Origin of the sequence: Desulfocicer vacuolatum DSM 3385 (assembly GCF_900176365.1) — a bacterium.
GTDB lineage: Bacteria > Desulfobacterota > Desulfobacteria > Desulfobacterales > Desulfobacteraceae > Desulfocicer > Desulfocicer vacuolatum.
Genome location: NZ_FWXY01000004.1, coordinates 199,429 through 216,868, shown reverse-complemented (window position 1 = coordinate 216,868; position 17,440 = coordinate 199,429). Strand labels below are relative to the sequence as shown.

At 49.9% G+C, this 17,440-nt stretch carries 13 protein-coding genes; 4 read left to right on the top strand and 9 right to left on the bottom strand.

Annotation, left to right across the window (positions count from 1 at the left end):
• Positions 1-129 precede the first annotated feature (129 nt).
• The 6 genes from B9A32_RS05605 to rsmA form a co-directional block, all read right to left on the bottom strand.
• The gene (locus B9A32_RS05605; protein WP_170923715.1) at positions 130-804 is read right to left on the bottom strand and encodes a thermonuclease family protein; all 675 of its coding nucleotides are present in this window, start codon (positions 802-804) and stop codon (positions 130-132) included.
• A gap of 46 nt (positions 805-850) precedes the next feature.
• The gene (locus tag B9A32_RS21565; protein WP_212637774.1) at positions 851-1,000 is read right to left on the bottom strand and encodes a hypothetical protein; all 150 of its coding nucleotides are present in this window, start codon (positions 998-1,000) and stop codon (positions 851-853) included.
• Positions 981-2,915, bottom strand: a complete 1,935-nt coding sequence (locus B9A32_RS05600) for a molybdopterin biosynthesis protein (protein ID WP_084067395.1) — start codon at positions 2,913-2,915, stop codon at positions 981-983. The genes B9A32_RS21565 and B9A32_RS05600 overlap by 20 nt, the downstream gene beginning before the upstream one ends.
• A gap of 204 nt (positions 2,916-3,119) precedes the next feature.
• Positions 3,120-4,349 (bottom strand): molybdopterin molybdotransferase MoeA, encoded by a 1,230-nt coding sequence (locus tag B9A32_RS05595; RefSeq protein WP_084067394.1) that lies wholly within the window; start codon positions 4,347-4,349, stop codon positions 3,120-3,122.
• Complete coding sequence (locus B9A32_RS05590; RefSeq protein ID WP_084067393.1) at positions 4,346-5,572, bottom strand: LL-diaminopimelate aminotransferase; 1,227 nt, start codon at positions 5,570-5,572, stop codon at positions 4,346-4,348. Before B9A32_RS05590 ends, B9A32_RS05595 begins: the two co-directional genes overlap by 4 nt.
• A gap of 307 nt (positions 5,573-5,879) precedes the next feature.
• Positions 5,880-6,725: a 16S rRNA (adenine(1518)-N(6)/adenine(1519)-N(6))-dimethyltransferase RsmA gene (gene rsmA, locus B9A32_RS05585; RefSeq protein WP_084067392.1), complete on the bottom strand. Its 846-nt coding sequence runs from the start codon at positions 6,723-6,725 to the stop codon at positions 5,880-5,882.
• A 323-nt stretch (positions 6,726-7,048) separates the two neighbouring features.
• Here rsmA and B9A32_RS05580 point away from each other — a divergent pair, with 323 nt between their 5' ends.
• The gene (locus tag B9A32_RS05580) at positions 7,049-7,426 is read left to right on the top strand and encodes a hypothetical protein (protein ID WP_084067391.1); all 378 of its coding nucleotides are present in this window, start codon (positions 7,049-7,051) and stop codon (positions 7,424-7,426) included.
• Positions 7,404-10,439, top strand: a complete 3,036-nt coding sequence (locus B9A32_RS05575; RefSeq protein WP_332308493.1) for an insulinase family protein — start codon at positions 7,404-7,406, stop codon at positions 10,437-10,439. The genes B9A32_RS05580 and B9A32_RS05575 overlap by 23 nt, the downstream gene beginning before the upstream one ends.
• Before the next feature lie 418 nt (positions 10,440-10,857).
• Here the strand turns inward: B9A32_RS05575 and B9A32_RS05570 are convergent, their stop codons facing one another.
• The 3 genes from B9A32_RS05570 to panB form a co-directional block, all read right to left on the bottom strand.
• Positions 10,858-11,733, bottom strand: coding sequence for a Rossmann-like and DUF2520 domain-containing protein (locus B9A32_RS05570; protein ID WP_084067449.1), 876 nt, complete (start codon positions 11,731-11,733; stop codon positions 10,858-10,860).
• Positions 11,734-11,912: 179 nt separating this feature from the next.
• Positions 11,913-12,917, bottom strand: coding sequence for an MDR family oxidoreductase (locus B9A32_RS05565; protein ID WP_084067390.1), 1,005 nt, complete (start codon positions 12,915-12,917; stop codon positions 11,913-11,915).
• Positions 12,918-13,193: 276 nt separating this feature from the next.
• Positions 13,194-13,985 (bottom strand): 3-methyl-2-oxobutanoate hydroxymethyltransferase, encoded by a 792-nt coding sequence (gene panB, locus B9A32_RS05560; RefSeq protein WP_084067389.1) that lies wholly within the window; start codon positions 13,983-13,985, stop codon positions 13,194-13,196.
• 360 nt (positions 13,986-14,345) lie between these two features.
• Between panB and hisS the strand changes: the two genes are divergently transcribed.
• Together hisS and aspS are read left to right on the top strand one after the other, a co-directional pair.
• The gene (gene hisS / locus B9A32_RS05555; protein WP_084067388.1) at positions 14,346-15,608 is read left to right on the top strand and encodes a histidine--tRNA ligase; all 1,263 of its coding nucleotides are present in this window, start codon (positions 14,346-14,348) and stop codon (positions 15,606-15,608) included.
• 30 nt (positions 15,609-15,638) lie between these two features.
• On the top strand, positions 15,639-17,426 hold the full coding sequence (gene aspS / locus B9A32_RS05550; protein WP_084067387.1) for an aspartate--tRNA ligase: 1,788 nt from the start codon (positions 15,639-15,641) through the stop codon (positions 17,424-17,426).
• The last annotated feature ends 14 nt before the right edge of the window (positions 17,427-17,440 follow it).

Below are 17,440 nucleotides of genomic sequence, written 5' to 3'. Positions count from 1 at the left end.
GACTACAGAAATAACGCAAAATTTTGGTTCATCCACAAGGCGCATTAAAGGTTTAATTTGGCCTTTAATGCAACTCAGTAGATGGGCCAAAAGGCAAGCTGTTTCGTTCGAATTATTTCATCTGCGGTTCTAATTTCTGGGGTGTTTTCTTCGCCACAAGCGCGGGCTTTCATAGGCTTTTCCCAGGGACCAAATTCCCCTGCGGTGTAATCTTGCTTCTTTCTGTGCAGCAAGGTACGCTTTTTTATCAAGCCCCGGCTGCATTTTTCCCCGGTACACCTCGGCAAGTCCCTGGCGAATCAATTGAAGATTAATGTTTTGATTTCCCACAAACAGCTCTGCCAGAACCCTGTTATATCCTCCGGTGCCATAACTTTTCAGGGTAAAAGGGGTATGGGAGATCATCCGGGAAAAGGCATTTTTTGCCTTGCGGCTGAAGGGCTGGGGAGAATGTTTTCCCCCACCGGTCTCCGGGGCATCAATGCCCACCAGACGAACCATGAGCGTTAAACCTGCGCCGGAGACTTTTAAAGAATCGCCATCATATATTTTTACAGCCTTAAAAAGAATCCCATCCCGGGTACCGCTGGGAAGGCTTTGATATTTTGCGCCATCTTCCGGAAACGATTCCACATTTACACCGGAGGTGGAAGGGGCCACATTGCTGTAATGTCTAATCCCCTGCTTATCGATCCAGGAATAAATCCCCCCGGCACCCAGGCAAACAGATCCCCCTGCAATGACGACAAAAAAAACAAACAAGAGCAGCAGATACGTTTTTATTTTGTTGATGTGACCGGTCATGTGAGCTCCCCTGCCCTTGTTTGTACAAAACCATCTTAAGATCGGTTTAATAAAATACCACATTGTGCTTAAAAAGCATTTTAAAAGGGCTGATCTGGCTTAAAGCAGACATATCTCCGGCAAAATTGCTCAAATCCACCCCTTGGAAATAATTCTTAAACAGACGCTTAAAGCCATCAATTTTTCCAAAGGACATCCCCGGTTTTTTCCGTACCGTATCCGCCAAGGGCCGCCACCCGTTTTTTAAACTGACTGGAAGCAATGGTATTGAGCAACACCTGCACCTTGTCTGTGGCAAAAAACCGATCCGGAATCACCAGATCATAGGATTCAGTAATCACCGGGATAAAATCCAGATCCAGGGCCTTGGCCGCCGCATAGATACCAAGACCGGCATCTGCCCGGCCGGACAGCACCGCCACAGCCACGGACATGTGGGTGTACTCTTCGTTGGTATATCCCTTGATCTGATCCCGGGTAAGGCCAAGCTTATCAAGCTGGTAATCAAACAGAATCCGGGTGCCGGAACCGGGCTGACGATTGATGAAAGCAAGAGACTTTTCCGCCACATCCAACACCCCTTTGATTTCTTGAGGATTGCCCCTGGGCACGATCAATCCCTGCTCTCTCATCACAAGATTGACCAGATGCACCTTGGTATCAGGCAAATATTTTTTAAGATAGGAAATATTATAGGAGCCGTCCTCCGGGGCAAGCAGATGGGCACCGCCCATGTGGCAGCTGCCTTTTTTAATGGCCATGAGCCCCCCCATGCTGCCCACATGGCTTGAGGAAATACTGACTTCCGGATTGGTTCGACGGATGTGATCGGCCAGAACATCCAGTGTGTTGTCATGGGAGCCGGTGATCACCACTGTATTTTTAATGGATTCCAGGGGTCTTAACAGCTCTGCTGTGACGATTTCTCCCTCGGCAATGCCCTCCACATGGGTGGGAATACGGATAATACCGTCCGCCTCGGTGATGGTGGTGATACTGCCAGCCCCCCGGGGAAGCTGGGAGGCAATGAGGCGATCATCCACAGCACCGATTTTCACCCGTAAAAATTCTTCCATGCCAAGTTTTGAGGCCATCTTCCGGGCTGGCTGTACCTTCACAATATCCCGATCCATGACTCCCCGGCCCTGCATTGTCAAAAGCAGAGGACCTGCCAGCTGTTCAAAGGCCACAATGGCAGACACAGGGTAGCCTGGAATACCAAACACCGGTTTTTGGTTCACCTTTCCAAAAAGCACGGGTTTTCCAGGCATCATGGTCACCCCATGGACAAACACCTCCCCCAGGGTGGAGATCACCGGCCGGGCAAAATCCATGGAACCGGCAGAAGAGCCGCCAATAATCATGATCATGTCATAATCGGATTTTGTGGCTTCATCCACCGCTGTGGTGATCCATTCAAGCTTATCTTCCACCATGGGACGGCTTTCGGCCCGGCAGCCATACTCTTTGCAAAGGGAAAGAAGCACCGAGGAGTTGGACTCAATGACATCCCCCGGGGTAAGCCCCTTGTCCCTGGCTGTTTCCCAGGTAACCAATTCATTCCCTGTGGGAATAATCATTACCTTGGGTTGTTTGCGAACCTTAACGGAAAACACCCCACCTGCAATAAGCGCCCCCACTGAATAGGGAGAAATCTGATGCCCCCGGGGGAAAAGAAGTTCTGTGGCCACAATGTCTTCACCCATTTTTCTCACATTCTGCCATGGAAACGCCGGAACCTCAATCTCCACCAAGTTCTCATCCATTTTATGAACATACTCAATCATGATCACCGCATTGGTGCCTTCGGGCATCACATGACCGGTATTGATCCAGAACATATCCTTACCCGGCACCAGGGATCTGGGGGATTCTTCACTGGCCCCAAAGGTATTTATGGCATCCACGGCAATGCCGTCCATGGCAGCTGCATGGAAATTGGGTGAAGACAGACCTGCCACTGCAGGCTCAGCCAGAACCCTGCCCAGGGCATCGCAGGAGTTAATCTCCTCCCACGCCACCTCTCCTGTGGGAGGAAAGGCATCAAAGAGAATGTTTTTCGCCGTTTCAACGGATTTCATGTCCAGATATACATTTCGTTTTACAGTCATTTTTTTCTCTACACTTTTCTTATATGAAATACTCCGTGAATCAGAGGCGTATTTCAAGCTTTGTTGTGGGTGGAACCGGATCAGAATATGGTCCGCCTGTGGCGGTATAATACCATTTTCAATATTCGTTGTGTTCGCCGGGACAAAACCGTTATTTTGGAGCATGCCCCGGCAGGCACGATGAAAATTTATTCAAGCCCTCTATCACATGGGCAGCACATTGACCCTGGTGTCCTTTTCCACACCTTCCACATTTTCTCCAATTTCAAGAAGGGCCCGGGCCATGACCATGGTGCGAATAAGACCGGACTTACCCAGCACCGGAACCGCATAAAGCTTGCCGTCTCTTTCCTGTAAATCCACCCGAACAAAATCCGTGCGCCCCTGGGCTGAAGCCACATTGCGGGTGAGCGTGGCAGGTATGGTAAGGCCCTGGTCGGCCCAGTCCTTTTTTCCCATTATTTTTTTTAAAAATGGCAACACCACCACCTTGAACACCACCATGGCAGACACCACATGGCCGGGAAGTCCCCACACCGGTTTTTGCCCGGCACGGGCCAGAATGGTGGGTTTCCCCGGACTGATGGAAATACCATGGACCAAAAGCTCTGTCTGGGGAAGATCAGAAAGTACATCCACTGTAAAATCCCTCATGCCCACGGAGCTGCCCCCGGAAATCAACACCATGTCCGCCTGGGCCACGGCCCGGCTACAGGCCTCAAAAAGATCATCCCTGTTGTCCTTGACAATACCCAGTTGCATGGGAATGCCACCGGCATCAGAGATAAGACCTGCCAGGGTATGGGAATTCATGTCCCGGATTTTACCCGGAGCCGGGGTCTCTTCCACCGGTACAATCTCATCCCCCGTGGAAATAATGGCCACAACAGGACGTTTAAACACCTTTACATCTGTCATGCCAAGGGCTGCCAAAACACCACTTTCCTGGGGACGAATCAGGGTTCCGGCCGTTATGATCTCCTGCCCCTTCCCATAATCTTCGGCCCGGTCCACCACATGCTGCAAAGGTGCCACGCTTTTATAAATTTCCACAGTGGCATCATCAACGGGCTCGGTGTGCTCCACCATAACAACACTATCGGCCCCGTCGGGCAGCATCCCCCCGGTGGAAATGGGGGCCGCCTCATCCGATGCCAGGGAAAAGGTAGGGGTCTGCCCCATGGCAATGGTATCTGTCATGCGCAACCAGGCAGGATTGGCCTCGGAAGCCCCAAAAGTAGCCCTGGACTGCACAGCATAGCCATCCATGGTGGATCTGCGAAACCCCGGCAGGTCTTGATCCGCAGTGATATCCTCCCCCAGTATCCGGGCAGATGCCCGGGACAAGGAAAGCGTTTCCAAAGGCACGGCCGGAAAACCGGGGACCAGCCCCATCACCCGGTCCAGCCCCATCACCTTGAAAAAATGGTTCATTTTAAAGCCTCGGCAATGCGAACCATTGCCTTTTCCACATTTTCACGGCTGTTAAAGGCACTGATACGGATATACCCCTGACCACAACGGCCAAACCCGGCACCCGGGGTGCACACAACGCCTGCCTTGGAAAGCAAAAGATCAAAAAACTCCCAGGAGTCCCGACCCTGGCCGTCAACCCAGATGTAAGGAGAGTTATCCCCCCCCACAAAGGTAAAGCCCAGTTCTTCCATGGCCATGCGGATGAGTTCGGCATTTTTCAGATAATAGGAAACCAAAGCTTTGACCTGGATCTGACCTTCCTGGGAATACACCGCTTCCACTGCCTTTTGCACGGGGTAGGAGACCCCATTAAACTTGGTGCAGTGACGTCGATTCCACAGGGCGTGCAAGGAGACCTTTTCTCCGGCATCATCATAAACCATGCACGCCTTTGGTACCACGGTGTAGGCGCATCTGGTGCCGGTGAAACCCGCTGTTTTGGAATAACTTCTAAACTCCACAGCCACTTGTTCTGCCCCTTCAATTTCATAGATGGAATGGGGCAGGTCCTCATCCCGGATAAAGGCTTCATAGGCGGCATCAAAGAGAATCAAGGCCTTATTATCCCTGGCATAATCCACCCACTCTTTAAGGCCTGCCTTGGTGATGGTGGTGCCGGTGGGGTTGTTGGGAAAGCAAAGATAGATAAGATCCACAGGCTCTTTGGGCAACTCCGGCAGAAAATTATTTTCCCGGGTGGATTCCAGATAAACAATGCCCTGATACCTGCCGTCCTCAAAAATACCGGTGCGGCCTGCCATGACATTGGTATCGAGATATACAGGATACACGGGATCGGGGATGGCTATTTTAATATCCTGGGCAAACAGCTCCTGGAAATTACCGCAATCACATTTGGCCCCGTCACTGACAAAAATCTCATCAGCATCAATGTCGGCTCCACGGCTGTGGAAATCAAATTTGGCAATTTTTTCCCGCAAGAAATCATATCCCTGCTCCGGTCCATATCCCCGGAAAGTGGCATCATCTGCCATCTCATCCACGCCTTTGTGAAAGCCTTCAATGCAGGCATTGGGCAATGCCCTTGTCACATCTCCGATGCCAAGACGGATCACCTCTTTATCGGGATTTTCTTCCTGGTAGGCTGCCACGCGTTTGGCAATGTCTGAAAAAAGGTAAGATGCTTTTAATTTTTCATAATGTCTATTTGCTCGTATCATAATTTTTTTCCTGAATTTTTATATTTTTTTATATGACAAGGTAGCCTCCAGGTCTACCTCAGCAGAGCCGCCCCCCCGATGGGCAATAGGAACCGGACAATTGAGCTGTCTACAGTTCCGGTCCGGGCCCATTGCCCATCGGGGGGGACGGCGGTATAATACCATTTGACTCCGCGTCTACGACCCTATATTTGTTGTGTCCGACAGGAGATGCCCGTTTTATATAAAATACTCCGAAAATATAAGGCGTATTTCAAGCTTTGTTGTGGGCAGCGCCGGATCAGAATACGGTCCGCCCGTGGCGGTTTTATATGAAACTGTCTCGACACACCTTAAAAAGAGCAATAAATTCTTCAACAGTGAGGGTTTCTGCCCGTCGCACAGGATCAATGCCTGCCCCTTCCAGGGCCTGGGCCGCCTGGGTGGTGTTAATACCCAGCTCTGCCCCGGCCAGTGAGTTTCTAAGGGTTTTCCGGCGTTTGGAAAAAGCAGCCTTCACCACCCGAAACAGATATTTTTCCTGATCCTGTGGAAACTGGATGGTATCAAAAAAATCAACCGCCACCACCCGGGATTCCACTTCAGGTTTAGGGAAAAAAAGCTGTCCTCCCACATCGGTGACCGTGGACACCCGGGAGCAGTACTGCATCACCACGGAAAGTCGTCCATAATCCCGCCCCCCCGGGGGGGCCACAATTCTCTGGGCCAGCTCTTTCTGGAACATCAGGATGGCCCGGGGAACAACATCTCTGTTTTCCACCAGCTGAAAAAGCACCTGGGAAGAGATATTATAGGGCAGATTTCCAATGACCAGAAGCTTCCCGTCCCCGGCCAATTGTCTGATGTCCACCTTAAAAATATCTTTATTGATCAAGGTGACATTATCCACCCCTTCCTGTTCCAGTTCCCCTGTGATCAGGGGAATCAGCCGGGTATCCTTTTCCACGGCATACACCTTGTGAGCCTGTCTGGCAATGTGCACAGTGAGTGCCCCAAGTCCAGGCCCGATCTCCAGCACAGTGTCCTCTTTTTTAATACCGGCACGCTGGACAATCATGGCCGCGGCCTGGGGATCTGCCAGAAAATTCTGCCCCAGCTCTTTTTTGGCAAACAGGCTGGATGATTTTAAAAGTACTCCCGGATAGGTCGTCATAACATCTTTTTCTCCACATTTTTACGGATCATCACTTGACTTTCACTTTTACTACAAGTAATTATGAAGTAATGATACCCATGGTGCCCCACAACAGTGGTGAAAATCATCACCAACCTGCCCACCTGGAACATAATTAAACTGCCCATTTTCCACTGCTGAAACCGCCACAAAAAACATGCAGCACCATGTACACATATCAGGTTAAACCAACTGAATCAATATAAGGAAAAGGAACTTAGCATGTCCCTGGCAGATTTTCAACCAAAGGGTTTTGCCCACCTGTTCCATTTTCCAGATCCACAACCCATCTGGAGGAGACCATGGCACAAAAACAGACTTCCCCGGTATTTGTCTGGGAAAACATTTTCCAATCCCTTATGAAACGCCTTGATATCCCCACACGCAAAGAAATAAACCACCTTAATGCAAAACTTGACAGAGTGGAGAAACTCCTTTATCAAAAACAATCTGGACATGGTTTTACCTCCCATGGGACGGTCCATGAACCGCCCCCCAGAAGTAGAATCGCTTCCACGGTTGTGCTGGAAATCATAGCTGCGCACCCCCATGGCACCGATTTTAAAAGCATCAAAGAAAAGACCGGGTTCAATGACAAAAAATTACGAAATATTATCTTTCGCCTGGACAGGACAGACAAAATAAAAAGGATAAAACGTGGCATCTACAAAAAAGCATAACACCACAGAGAACACAAACATCCCCCGGGATGACAACAATCCAGAAATGAAAACAGGAGACTCCCTGCTTAACTACACCATTGTTCAAATGGAATCCCTGGAGGATATTGACGGCGTTTTCTACCTGCTGGAACATACACCCACAGGTGCCAGGCATATCCACATCAGCAACAAAGATAAAGAAAACACCTTTGGGGTGGCCTTTAGAACGGTGCCCACCGACTCCACCGGTGTTGCCCATATCCTTGAACATACGGTTTTATGCGGATCAGAACAGTTCAATGTCAGAGATCCCTTTTTTTCCATGCTAAAAAGGGGCCTGTCCACTTTTATGAATGCCTTTACCGCATCGGACTGGACCATGTATCCCTTTTCCACCCAGAACCGAAAAGATTACTATAATCTCATGTCAGTGTACTTAGATGCTGCCTTTTTCCCCCACATTGATGAGCTGAGCTTCAAGCAGGAAGGCCATCGCCTGGAAACCGTGACATCTGAAAATAAAGAAACCACCCTGGAGTACAAAGGGGTGGTGTACAATGAGATGAAGGGCGCCATGTCCTCTCCGGGTCAGGTCATGGGCCGGGCATTGATGCAGGCCCTTTACCCTGATACCACTTATGGTTTTAACTCCGGAGGAGAACCCTCGGTGATTCCCACCTTGACCCATGAGCAACTCAAAGCCTTCCATGCAAGGTATTATCACCCCTCCAATGCCTATTTTTACACCTATGGAAACCTTCCTTTGGAGGCACATCTTAAATTTATCCAGGACAAGGTGCTCAACCGTTTCTCCCGCATTGATCCCAACTCTGCCGTATCCCCCCAGCCCCGGTGGGACAAACCAAGGGAATTCACGGCCCGATACCCCCTGTCCGTGGACGAAGCACCGGATAAAAAATATCAGGCCTGTGTGGGATGGCTCACCAAAGACATCCAGGACTCTTATGAAGTTCTCATTGCCTCTGTTCTGGAAGAGATATTGCTGGGCAATGCCTCATCCCCGTTAAGACAGAAACTCATTGATTCCGGCCTTGGAACCGCCCTGAGTGACGCCAGCGGATTTGATCTGGACCTGAGGGACACCATGTTTGCCTGCGGACTCAAGGAAATTGAAAAGTCCGCTGTTAAAAAAGTGGAAACCCTTGTGCTGGAAACATTGGAAGGGATCGTTGAAAAGGGTATTGATCCAAGATCCGTGGCCTCGGCCATCCACCAGATAGAGTTCAATAAAAAAGAGATGACCAACACCCCCTACCCCTTTGGCATCAAACTTGTTATGGCCTTTGCAGGTCCATGGATACATGACGGTAATCCTGTGTCCTGCCTGAACCTCAATGAGGATCTCACCCGGTTAAAAGAAGACGTTAAACAAAAGGGATTTCTGGAGGGTAAAATAAGGGAATATTTTCTTGATAATCCCCACAGGGTACTCTTTACCCTGGCCCCGGACACGGAAATGGAAGCTGCCGAAGCCAAAAGAGTGAAAAAAGAGCTTGCCCAGATACAGGCCCGCCTGACTCCGGAAGAGCTGGATAAAATCAACTCCGATGCAGCCATGCTCAAAAAACTCCAGGAGAGCGAGGAGGATCTTTCTGTACTGCCCACCCTGGCCCTGGAAGATATCCCCCCGGACACGGAAATCATCCGTCCTGACAGCATCAGCACCACCACGTCTGCCACCTGCTACAACAAGGCCACATCGGACATTCTCTATTTTACCTGTCCCATGGTGCCCACGGATCTGCCTGACGCCCTGATTCCCCTGGTGCCCTTTTTCTGCATGGCCTTTACCGGCACAGGTACAGAAAAACGCGATTATGCCGATCTTGCAGCCCTCATGGATCTTTACACCGGGGGAATCGGTCTTTCCGCCTTTTCCGGCAGCGGGTTTAATCATGACAAAAAGCTCATCACCTTTATGTCCCTCCATGGCAAAGCACTGAACCATAACATTGACAAAATGTTTGACATCATTGCAGAGCTTGTATCCAGCGCAAGTTTTAAAGATCTCACCCGACTGAAAAGTCTTTTATTTCAATACAGAGCCGGACTTGAATCCTCCATTGTGGGCAATGGTCATCGATATGCCATGTCCCTGGCGGGTCGGAACTTCAGCCCGGCAGCCACCCTGGGAGAGATGTGGCATGGAATCTCCCAATTCCAGTTCATCAAAGGCCTCACCGAAAAAATAGGAGATGCAAAAGAGGGACAGACCCACCTGGAACAACTTGCCCATGACCTTGACACCATGGTTAAATGCCTTTTCAAACGGGAGAACCTTTCTCCTGCCATTGTGGGGGATAAAGAAGGTCTGAAACAGGGGGATAAAAACATTGCCCGGCTGCTCAGCCTTGTGCCCCAAGGGGATACCGCCCCGGGTGCTCCATTGAGTATTCCTGTAAAAAATGAATTTCCCCGGGAAGGGTGGAGCACCAGCACCTCGGTGTCCTTTGTGGCCCAGGCCTTTACCACTGTACGCATGGGCCATGAAGATGCCCCCTGTCTAAGTGTCATTGCCAAACTTCTGCGCTCCATGTATCTTCACCGGGAAATCAGGGAAAAGGGAGGCGCCTATGGCGGTTTTGCCGTTTACAGTCCCGAAGAAGGCACCTTCTCCTTTGGGTCCTACCGGGATCCCAACATTGAAAGAACCCTGGATGTGTACACCAATGCCTGTGAATTCATCGCCGGTGATGTGGTGACAGATGAGGATGTCAAAGAGGCTATTTTGCAGGTGTGCTCGGAAATTGATAAACCTGAAACACCGGGGCCGGCATCCATAAAGGCTTTTTACCGGGAGAAAGTGGGCCTTACCGATGAAATCAGACAACAATTTAAAAAAGCGCTGTTGGCTGTGAATCGGCAAAAGGTGGCTGAGGTGGCCCGGAAATATTTCAAGGCAGATGATAAAAATAAAGGCACCGCCGTCATCTCCAGCCGGGAAAGCCTGGAGGCTGCCAACAACGCCCTTGAACAGGAAGGTAAATCCCTTAAGTTGATAAAAATTTAACCCCATTGTCCTGCCGGACACAACGAATATAGGGTCGTAGACGCGGAGCCAACCGGTATTATACCGCCGCCCCCCGATGGGCAATGGGCCCGGACCGGAACTGTAGACAGCTCAATTATCCGGTTCCTATTGCCCGTCGGGGGGCGGCTCTGCTGAGGTTGCCTTGGAGGCTGCCTTTTCATATAACTGCCACGGGCAGATCTTATTAGAATTTGGCCTGCCCACAACGAAATTTGAAACTCCAATCATTACGAGGCTTTGGACGGAGTTTCTTATAAAAAAAACGCAGGGGCAAAATCTATCTTGTTCTATGTTGAAAAAAATAGACTCTGCCCCCTGCATTTAAAATAAACCCGAAAAAATTTTTAATATCTGTTATGGACGGCCCAAGGCCCGGACAAGGTCCACCCATGGCAGTCTACTGGGCAAAAAGTTTTGACAGACTCTGGATGGCCTCTTTGTCCAGTGTTCCCCCTTTTTGGGCCAGCTTTAGGGTGTATTTACCCATCATCTTATAAAGTGCCACATACTCCGGCATTTTCTTTTCAAGATCCCCCAGATGATCCGCCACCACAGCCGCATCCCCCCGGGCCACCGGACCGGTCAAGGCCCCTTGGGTGCCCCGGTTTTTAATATTATTCAAGGTACCTGTGATCAAAGGCTCCAGTATGGGATAGGCTTCTTTTTCCGATAGATTGGCAGCTTTAAGCAAATCCAGGGCAAAATGCTCCAGAGTCACCAGATAATTGGACGCCACCACTGCGGATGCGTGGTACAGGGTTTTGGCATGGGTGGGAAGGGTAAAGCAGGCCCCTCCAAGGTTCACTGCCATCTCTTTTCCCGCCGTCACTGCCCGGTCAGAGCCCTCAACGGAAATGTGAATGCCCTGAAAAGGAGATGCCTGTCCAGGCACATAGGGGGCAAAGCTCTGGAGGGGATGGATTGATCCCACATCTGCCCCGCAGGCCCGGGCAGCAGATAAAATTTCAGAAGAAAGGGCCCCGCTGCAATGCATGACCATGCGCTTGTCCAGCAGCCCTTCAATGGCAGCAAGTTCTTCACAAACCCCTTCAATGAGCTGATCCGGTGTGGTGATAAATACAATGTCTGCCACTGTCACGGCCCCTTGCAGGGTGTCATACACCTTGCCTGTGCCTGCTGCTTTTGCCGCTTTTTCAGCCGATTCAAGATGTCTGCTGAAAAAGCCTGTGACAGGATATCCTGCCCGGGAAAGAAATACGGCCAAGGCCGTGCCCACCCGACCGCAACCGATGATGGTAATATCTGGTTTCATATAAAATAACGGCAAAAACTTTCCCGGATATCTAAGTCCTTAAAAAGCCTGCCTCCTCCCTGAAAATAGTTTTTATAAAAAATCTTCGCAAAACCGAAAAATTTTAAAGTTTTGTCGTGGACATGTCTGATTTTGATTTGTCCCGTTGCTCCTTTTGCATTTGGGGGCTTATTCACTGGTCATGCATTAACATCCACCACGATATGGCCTGTGATATTGCCCTGTAGAATTTCACCGGCATACCGGGGCACCTCTTTAAGGGGGATGATTTTATTGATATGATCCAAAGCCTCATGGGAAATATCAGTGACCAGCCGATCCCAGGCGGCAATGCGTTGTGGGGTGGGGCAGGACACCGAATCCACTCCTTTTAAACTCACCCCCCTCAAGATAAAAGGCATCACCGTGGCATTGAGTTCAAATCCGCCTGCCAGTCCACAGGCCGCCACACATCCACCATATTTCATTTCAGACAATAACCGGGAAAGCACCACACTGCCCACCGTATCAACGGCCCCTGCCCATTTCTGGGATTCAAGGGGGGCAGGCTTTTGGGTCCATTCATCACCGCAGGCAATATCCCGGGCTCCGATCTTTTTTAAATAATCGTGTATGGAAGCTTCCCTGGACCGGGTAAGGGCTGTCACCTCATAGCCAAGCCCGGCAAGGATGGCCACAGCATTGCTGCCAACCCCCCCGGAAGCACCGGTCACAATAATGGGACCTTTGTCATTTGTTATACCGGCCTCTTCAAGGGCCATAACCTGGAGCATGGCAGTGTAGCCGGCGGTACCAAGGGCCATGGCTTTTTTTGTATCCATACCCTTGGGCAGGGGAATCAAAAAATCAGACTTAATCCTGGCCATCTGGGCATAGCCGCCCCAATACCTTTCCCCCACGCTCCAGCCGTTTAAAATAACCTGATCCCCGGGCTTGAAATCTTCAGATTTTGATTCCACCACCGTACCGGCAAGATCCACCCCGGGTACCATGGGAAAAATACGAAATATCTTATTGCGATTGGCAAATCCAAGCCCTTCTTTATAATTCAAGGTGGAATAATCCACTTTGATCAGCACATCTTCATCAGGCAAGTCCTCAATCTTAAGCTGTTTCAGCTCCGCCACCAGGTTTTTATCTTCTCTTTCCACCACAAGCGCTGTAAAGGTCTCTTTTTTTGTCATGTTCTATGTTCCTCCTGATTAAACGTTGCTTTCAATATTTTCTGCCGTGACAGTTACTCAACTTTCGGGCTTCATTTCAAAGCCGGTATTTTTAAATGTACCGATGGCTCAGTGTGCCGACGGGGTCAGTGTGCCGACGGGATCATGTGCCGACGGAGTCAGGCTTTTGTTATTAATGTTATCGACCAAGGCCTTTGCCAACGAAAAAAGCCTCGATAATGTCAATAACGAAAGCCTGACCCCACCACGAAATGCGAACACCGAAAGTTGAGACAATTATTTATATTCGAACTCAGAAGTGGGGAATTCCCCCTTACGCACCGCATTGAGATAATCTTCCAGTCCCTTTGCAGCCACGGCATGGACATCGGCAAATTTTTTGACAAATTTGGGAAGATGCCTGTCATTGATACCCAGCATGTCATGGAGCACAAGGATTTGACCGTCACAATGGGCACCGGCACCGATACCGATGGTGGGAATGGTTAAAGCCTTTGTGATCTTCTCTGCAATGGGGGAGGGTATACCCTCCAGCACAACGGAAAAAGCCCCTGCAGACTGCACCTCCATGGCATCTGCCATGAGTCGATCTTCATCCCGCTGCACTTTAAATCCACCCATTTGATGGACACTCTGGGGGGTCAGTCCGATGTGTGCCTGCACAGGGATTCCGGCAGATGCCACAGCCTTGATCACATCACACACATCTGCCCCGCCCTCAAGCTTCACAGCCCCGGCCCCGGCTTCTTTTAAAAACCGACCGGCATTGTCCACTGCCTGATCCAGGGAAGATTGATAGGACATAAAAGGCATATCCCCCACCACCATGGCTGTTTCACAGGCCCGGGTGACCATGGCGGTGTGGTAAAGCATTTCATCCATGGTCACAGGCAGTGTGTTTTCCTTTCCCTGGACCACCATGCCAAGGGAGTCCCCCACCAGAATCATTTCAATGCCCGAGGCATCAACCATCCTTGCAAAAGGATAGTCATAGGCGGTTAATGCGGTTATTTTTTTCCCTTCTTTTTTCATCTGGAACAAGCTGGTGGTGGTTATTTTTGATGTCATATCATTCCCCTTAAGGTTCAAATGTATTGAGTTAAGAAATAAATTAAAATAACCAGGGAGTTTTAAGAGCATATGAAGGTGGTATATTTTTTTCCCATCGGTCAAGTCAGGTTAAAATTCCCTGTGTCGGTCAACGTATCATTGATTTTATAAGCCTTCAACCATTTTAAAGCCAGGAAAATCGCATGGCACCGAATGTAAATCTCAATTTTAATTATTGACTATTGAGCACCACAGCGGATATATATAAGGTTTAACTTTATGGCCTGAAGGCCCGGGGACAGGCCCAGACATTGGACGGGATCAGGCATTTTTCACTCCCAATTTAAGACTTTTAAAAGACAGGCAGGCAAGAGGTAAATGATACAGACCATCAGAGGATTCAGGGATATATTGCCGGAAGAAACGCCAATGTGGCAAAAAATTGAAACCATCGCCGCTGAAATTTTCAGGAATTTCGGGTTCCAGGAAATCCGTATTCCCATCATGGAAAAAACAGAGCTCTTTGCAAGGAGCATTGGCGAAGCCACAGACATTGTTGAAAAGGAGATGTACACATTTCCTGATCGAAAGGGCGATAAACTCACCCTGAGACCCGAAGCCACCGCCTCCATTGTACGCTCTTACATCCAGCACAAGATGTATGCAGCAGATCCTGTCCGGAAATTCTACACCGTGGGTCCCATGTTTCGCCGGGAGCGCCCCCAGAAAGGACGATACAGACAATTTTATCAAATTGATGCCGAGGTATTCGGCATTGCATCCCCCTATATTGACGCCCAGCTCATCCAGATACTTAACGAACTTTTTAAACGTCTGGGATTGTCAGGCCTAAAAGCCCATATCAACTCCCTTGGCTGCCCGGAATGTCGACCCGGTTTTCAAAAAGCCCTGCTGGAATTTCTATCTGCCAGAAAAGATGTACTTTGTGACAACTGCCTCCGCCGCATGGAAAAGAATCCTTTAAGGACCCTGGACTGCAAGGTTCCGGCCTGCCGCAAGGCCCTGGAGGGTGCCCCCACAACCCTGAATCATCTCTGCCCGGACTGCAGCACCCACTTTGACACCGTACAGTCCACCTTAAAGGCCCAGAATGTGGAATTTGTTGTGGACAATACCCTGGTCCGGGGGCTGGATTATTACTCCCGCACTGCCTTTGAAATCCTGACCACTGCACTGGGGGCCCAGAGCGCCGTGGCCGGTGGCGGCCGCTACGATGCCCTGGTTCAGGAACTGGGAGGCCCCCAGATTCCAGCCATTGGATTTGCCATTGGATTTGACCGACTGGTCCACATTGTGGAACAGCTGGAACAGGAAAAACCCAAGGATGGACCGGATCTCTTTCTGGTGGCATTGGGGGACAAGGCCATGGAAAATTGTCATTTGTGGTTATCACAACTAAACCTGTCCGGCTTAAAAGCTGAGATGGATTACAGTGGAAAAAGCCTGAAAAGTTTAATGAAACGGGCAGATAAACGCAATGCCCGCAATGTGCTCATTGTCGGGGATGAAGAGATTAAAACCGATGCACTGGTGCTGCGAAACATGGAAACCCGGACCCAGACCACCATTTCCATGGATGATCCGGTGGCTGAGATAACAAAACTGATATCGAACATATAATAATATTTAATATATATAATGAGGACAAACGTGACTGATTTACTTGGAGAAATGAGAAGAACCCACAACTGTGGTGAATTAAGGGCAACAGATGCCGGAAAAGAGGTTGTACTCATGGGATGGGTCCAGCGCCGGCGGGACCATGGTGGGGTTATTTTCATAGACTTCCGGGACCGCGGAGGAATTACCCAGATCGTTTTTAATCCTGAACATTCACCGGCATCCCATGAAAAAGCCCAGGTGATCCGCAGTGAATATGTGCTGGGGGTCCGGGGCAAGGTTCTGCTTCGTCCCGATGACATGCTCAATGACAAAATGGACACCGGTGCCATTGAAATCATGGTGGATGAGCTTAAAATTTTCAGCCATGCCGAAACCCCTGTATTTCCCGTTGAAGACCGGGTGGAAGCCTCGGAAAGCATCCGGTTAAAACATCGCCACCTGGACCTGAGACGTCCCCAGCTCCAGAAAAATATCATGGCAAGACACACCGCGTCCCAGGCCATCAGAGAGTATCTCAATGACCTTGGGTTTCTGGACATTGAGACCCCTTTTCTCACCAAAAGCACCCCGGAAGGTGCCAGGGATTATCTGGTTCCCAGCCGGGTGAGCCAGGGTAATTTCTATGCCCTGCCCCAATCCCCCCAGCTGTTTAAACAGATGCTCATGATCAGTGGATTTGAACGGTATTACCAGATTGTCCGTTGTTTCCGGGATGAAGATTTAAGGGCAGACCGCCAGCCGGAGTTCACCCAGATAGACATGGAACTGTCCTTTGTGGGAGAGGACGACATCATGGAAATCACCGAAGGGTTGATCAAAACCGTGTTTAAAAAAGTGCGCGATATTGATGTCAATACCCCCTTTGACCGCATCACCTATGCGGAAGCCATGGAGCGATTCGGCCTGGATCGCCCTGATCTCCGATTTGGCATGGAGCTTTGCAATGTGTCTGACATTGTTAAGGACACAGGTTTTAAAGTCTTTGCCAGTGTGGTTAAAAACGGAGGCATGGTCAAGGCCATTAATGCCAAGGGCTGCATTAATTTCTCCCGCAAGGAAATTGATTCACTGACGGATTTTGCCGCCATCTACCGGGCCAAGGGTCTTGCCTGGATCAAGGTAAAAGAAGACGGCTGGCAGTCCCCCATTGCGAAATTCTTCACCCAGGAAGAAAAAGACGTTCTGGCAAAACGCATTGATATGGAAACAGGGGACCTTATTTTCTTTGTTGCAGATACCCCCCAGATCACCAACGAAGCATTGGGACAGCTCCGAAATGAGCTTGCCCGGCGTCTTGACCTCATTGACAGCAACACTTACCGCTTTGTGTGGGTGACCCATTTTCCCCTGCTGGAGTATGATGAGATGGAAAAAAGATACCAGGCCCTGCATCACCCCTTCACCGCCCCCCTGGAGGAAGATCTGGACAAACTGGATACAGATCCCTTGAATGTACGTTCCCGGGCCTATGACATGGTGCTCAATGGAACGGAAATCGGCGGCGGCAGTATTCGTATTCATTCCCAGGAACTCCAGGAAAAGGTATTAAAAACCCTGGGAATCAGCGAGGAAGAGGCCCATGAGAAATTCGGGTTTCTCCTGGATGCCCTGGCATCGGGTACACCACCCCATGGAGGACTTGCCTTTGGGTTTGACCGACTGGCCATGCTGCTGTGCCAGGAAGAGTCCATCCGGGACGTCATTGCCTTTCCCAAAACCCAGAAGGCTTCCTGTCTGCTCACCGATGCCCCGTCCCAGGCAGGTGTAGCCCAGCTCCAGGAACTGGCCATTAAAGTGGTAAAAATAGAAGAATAACTGCTGCGGGCAGA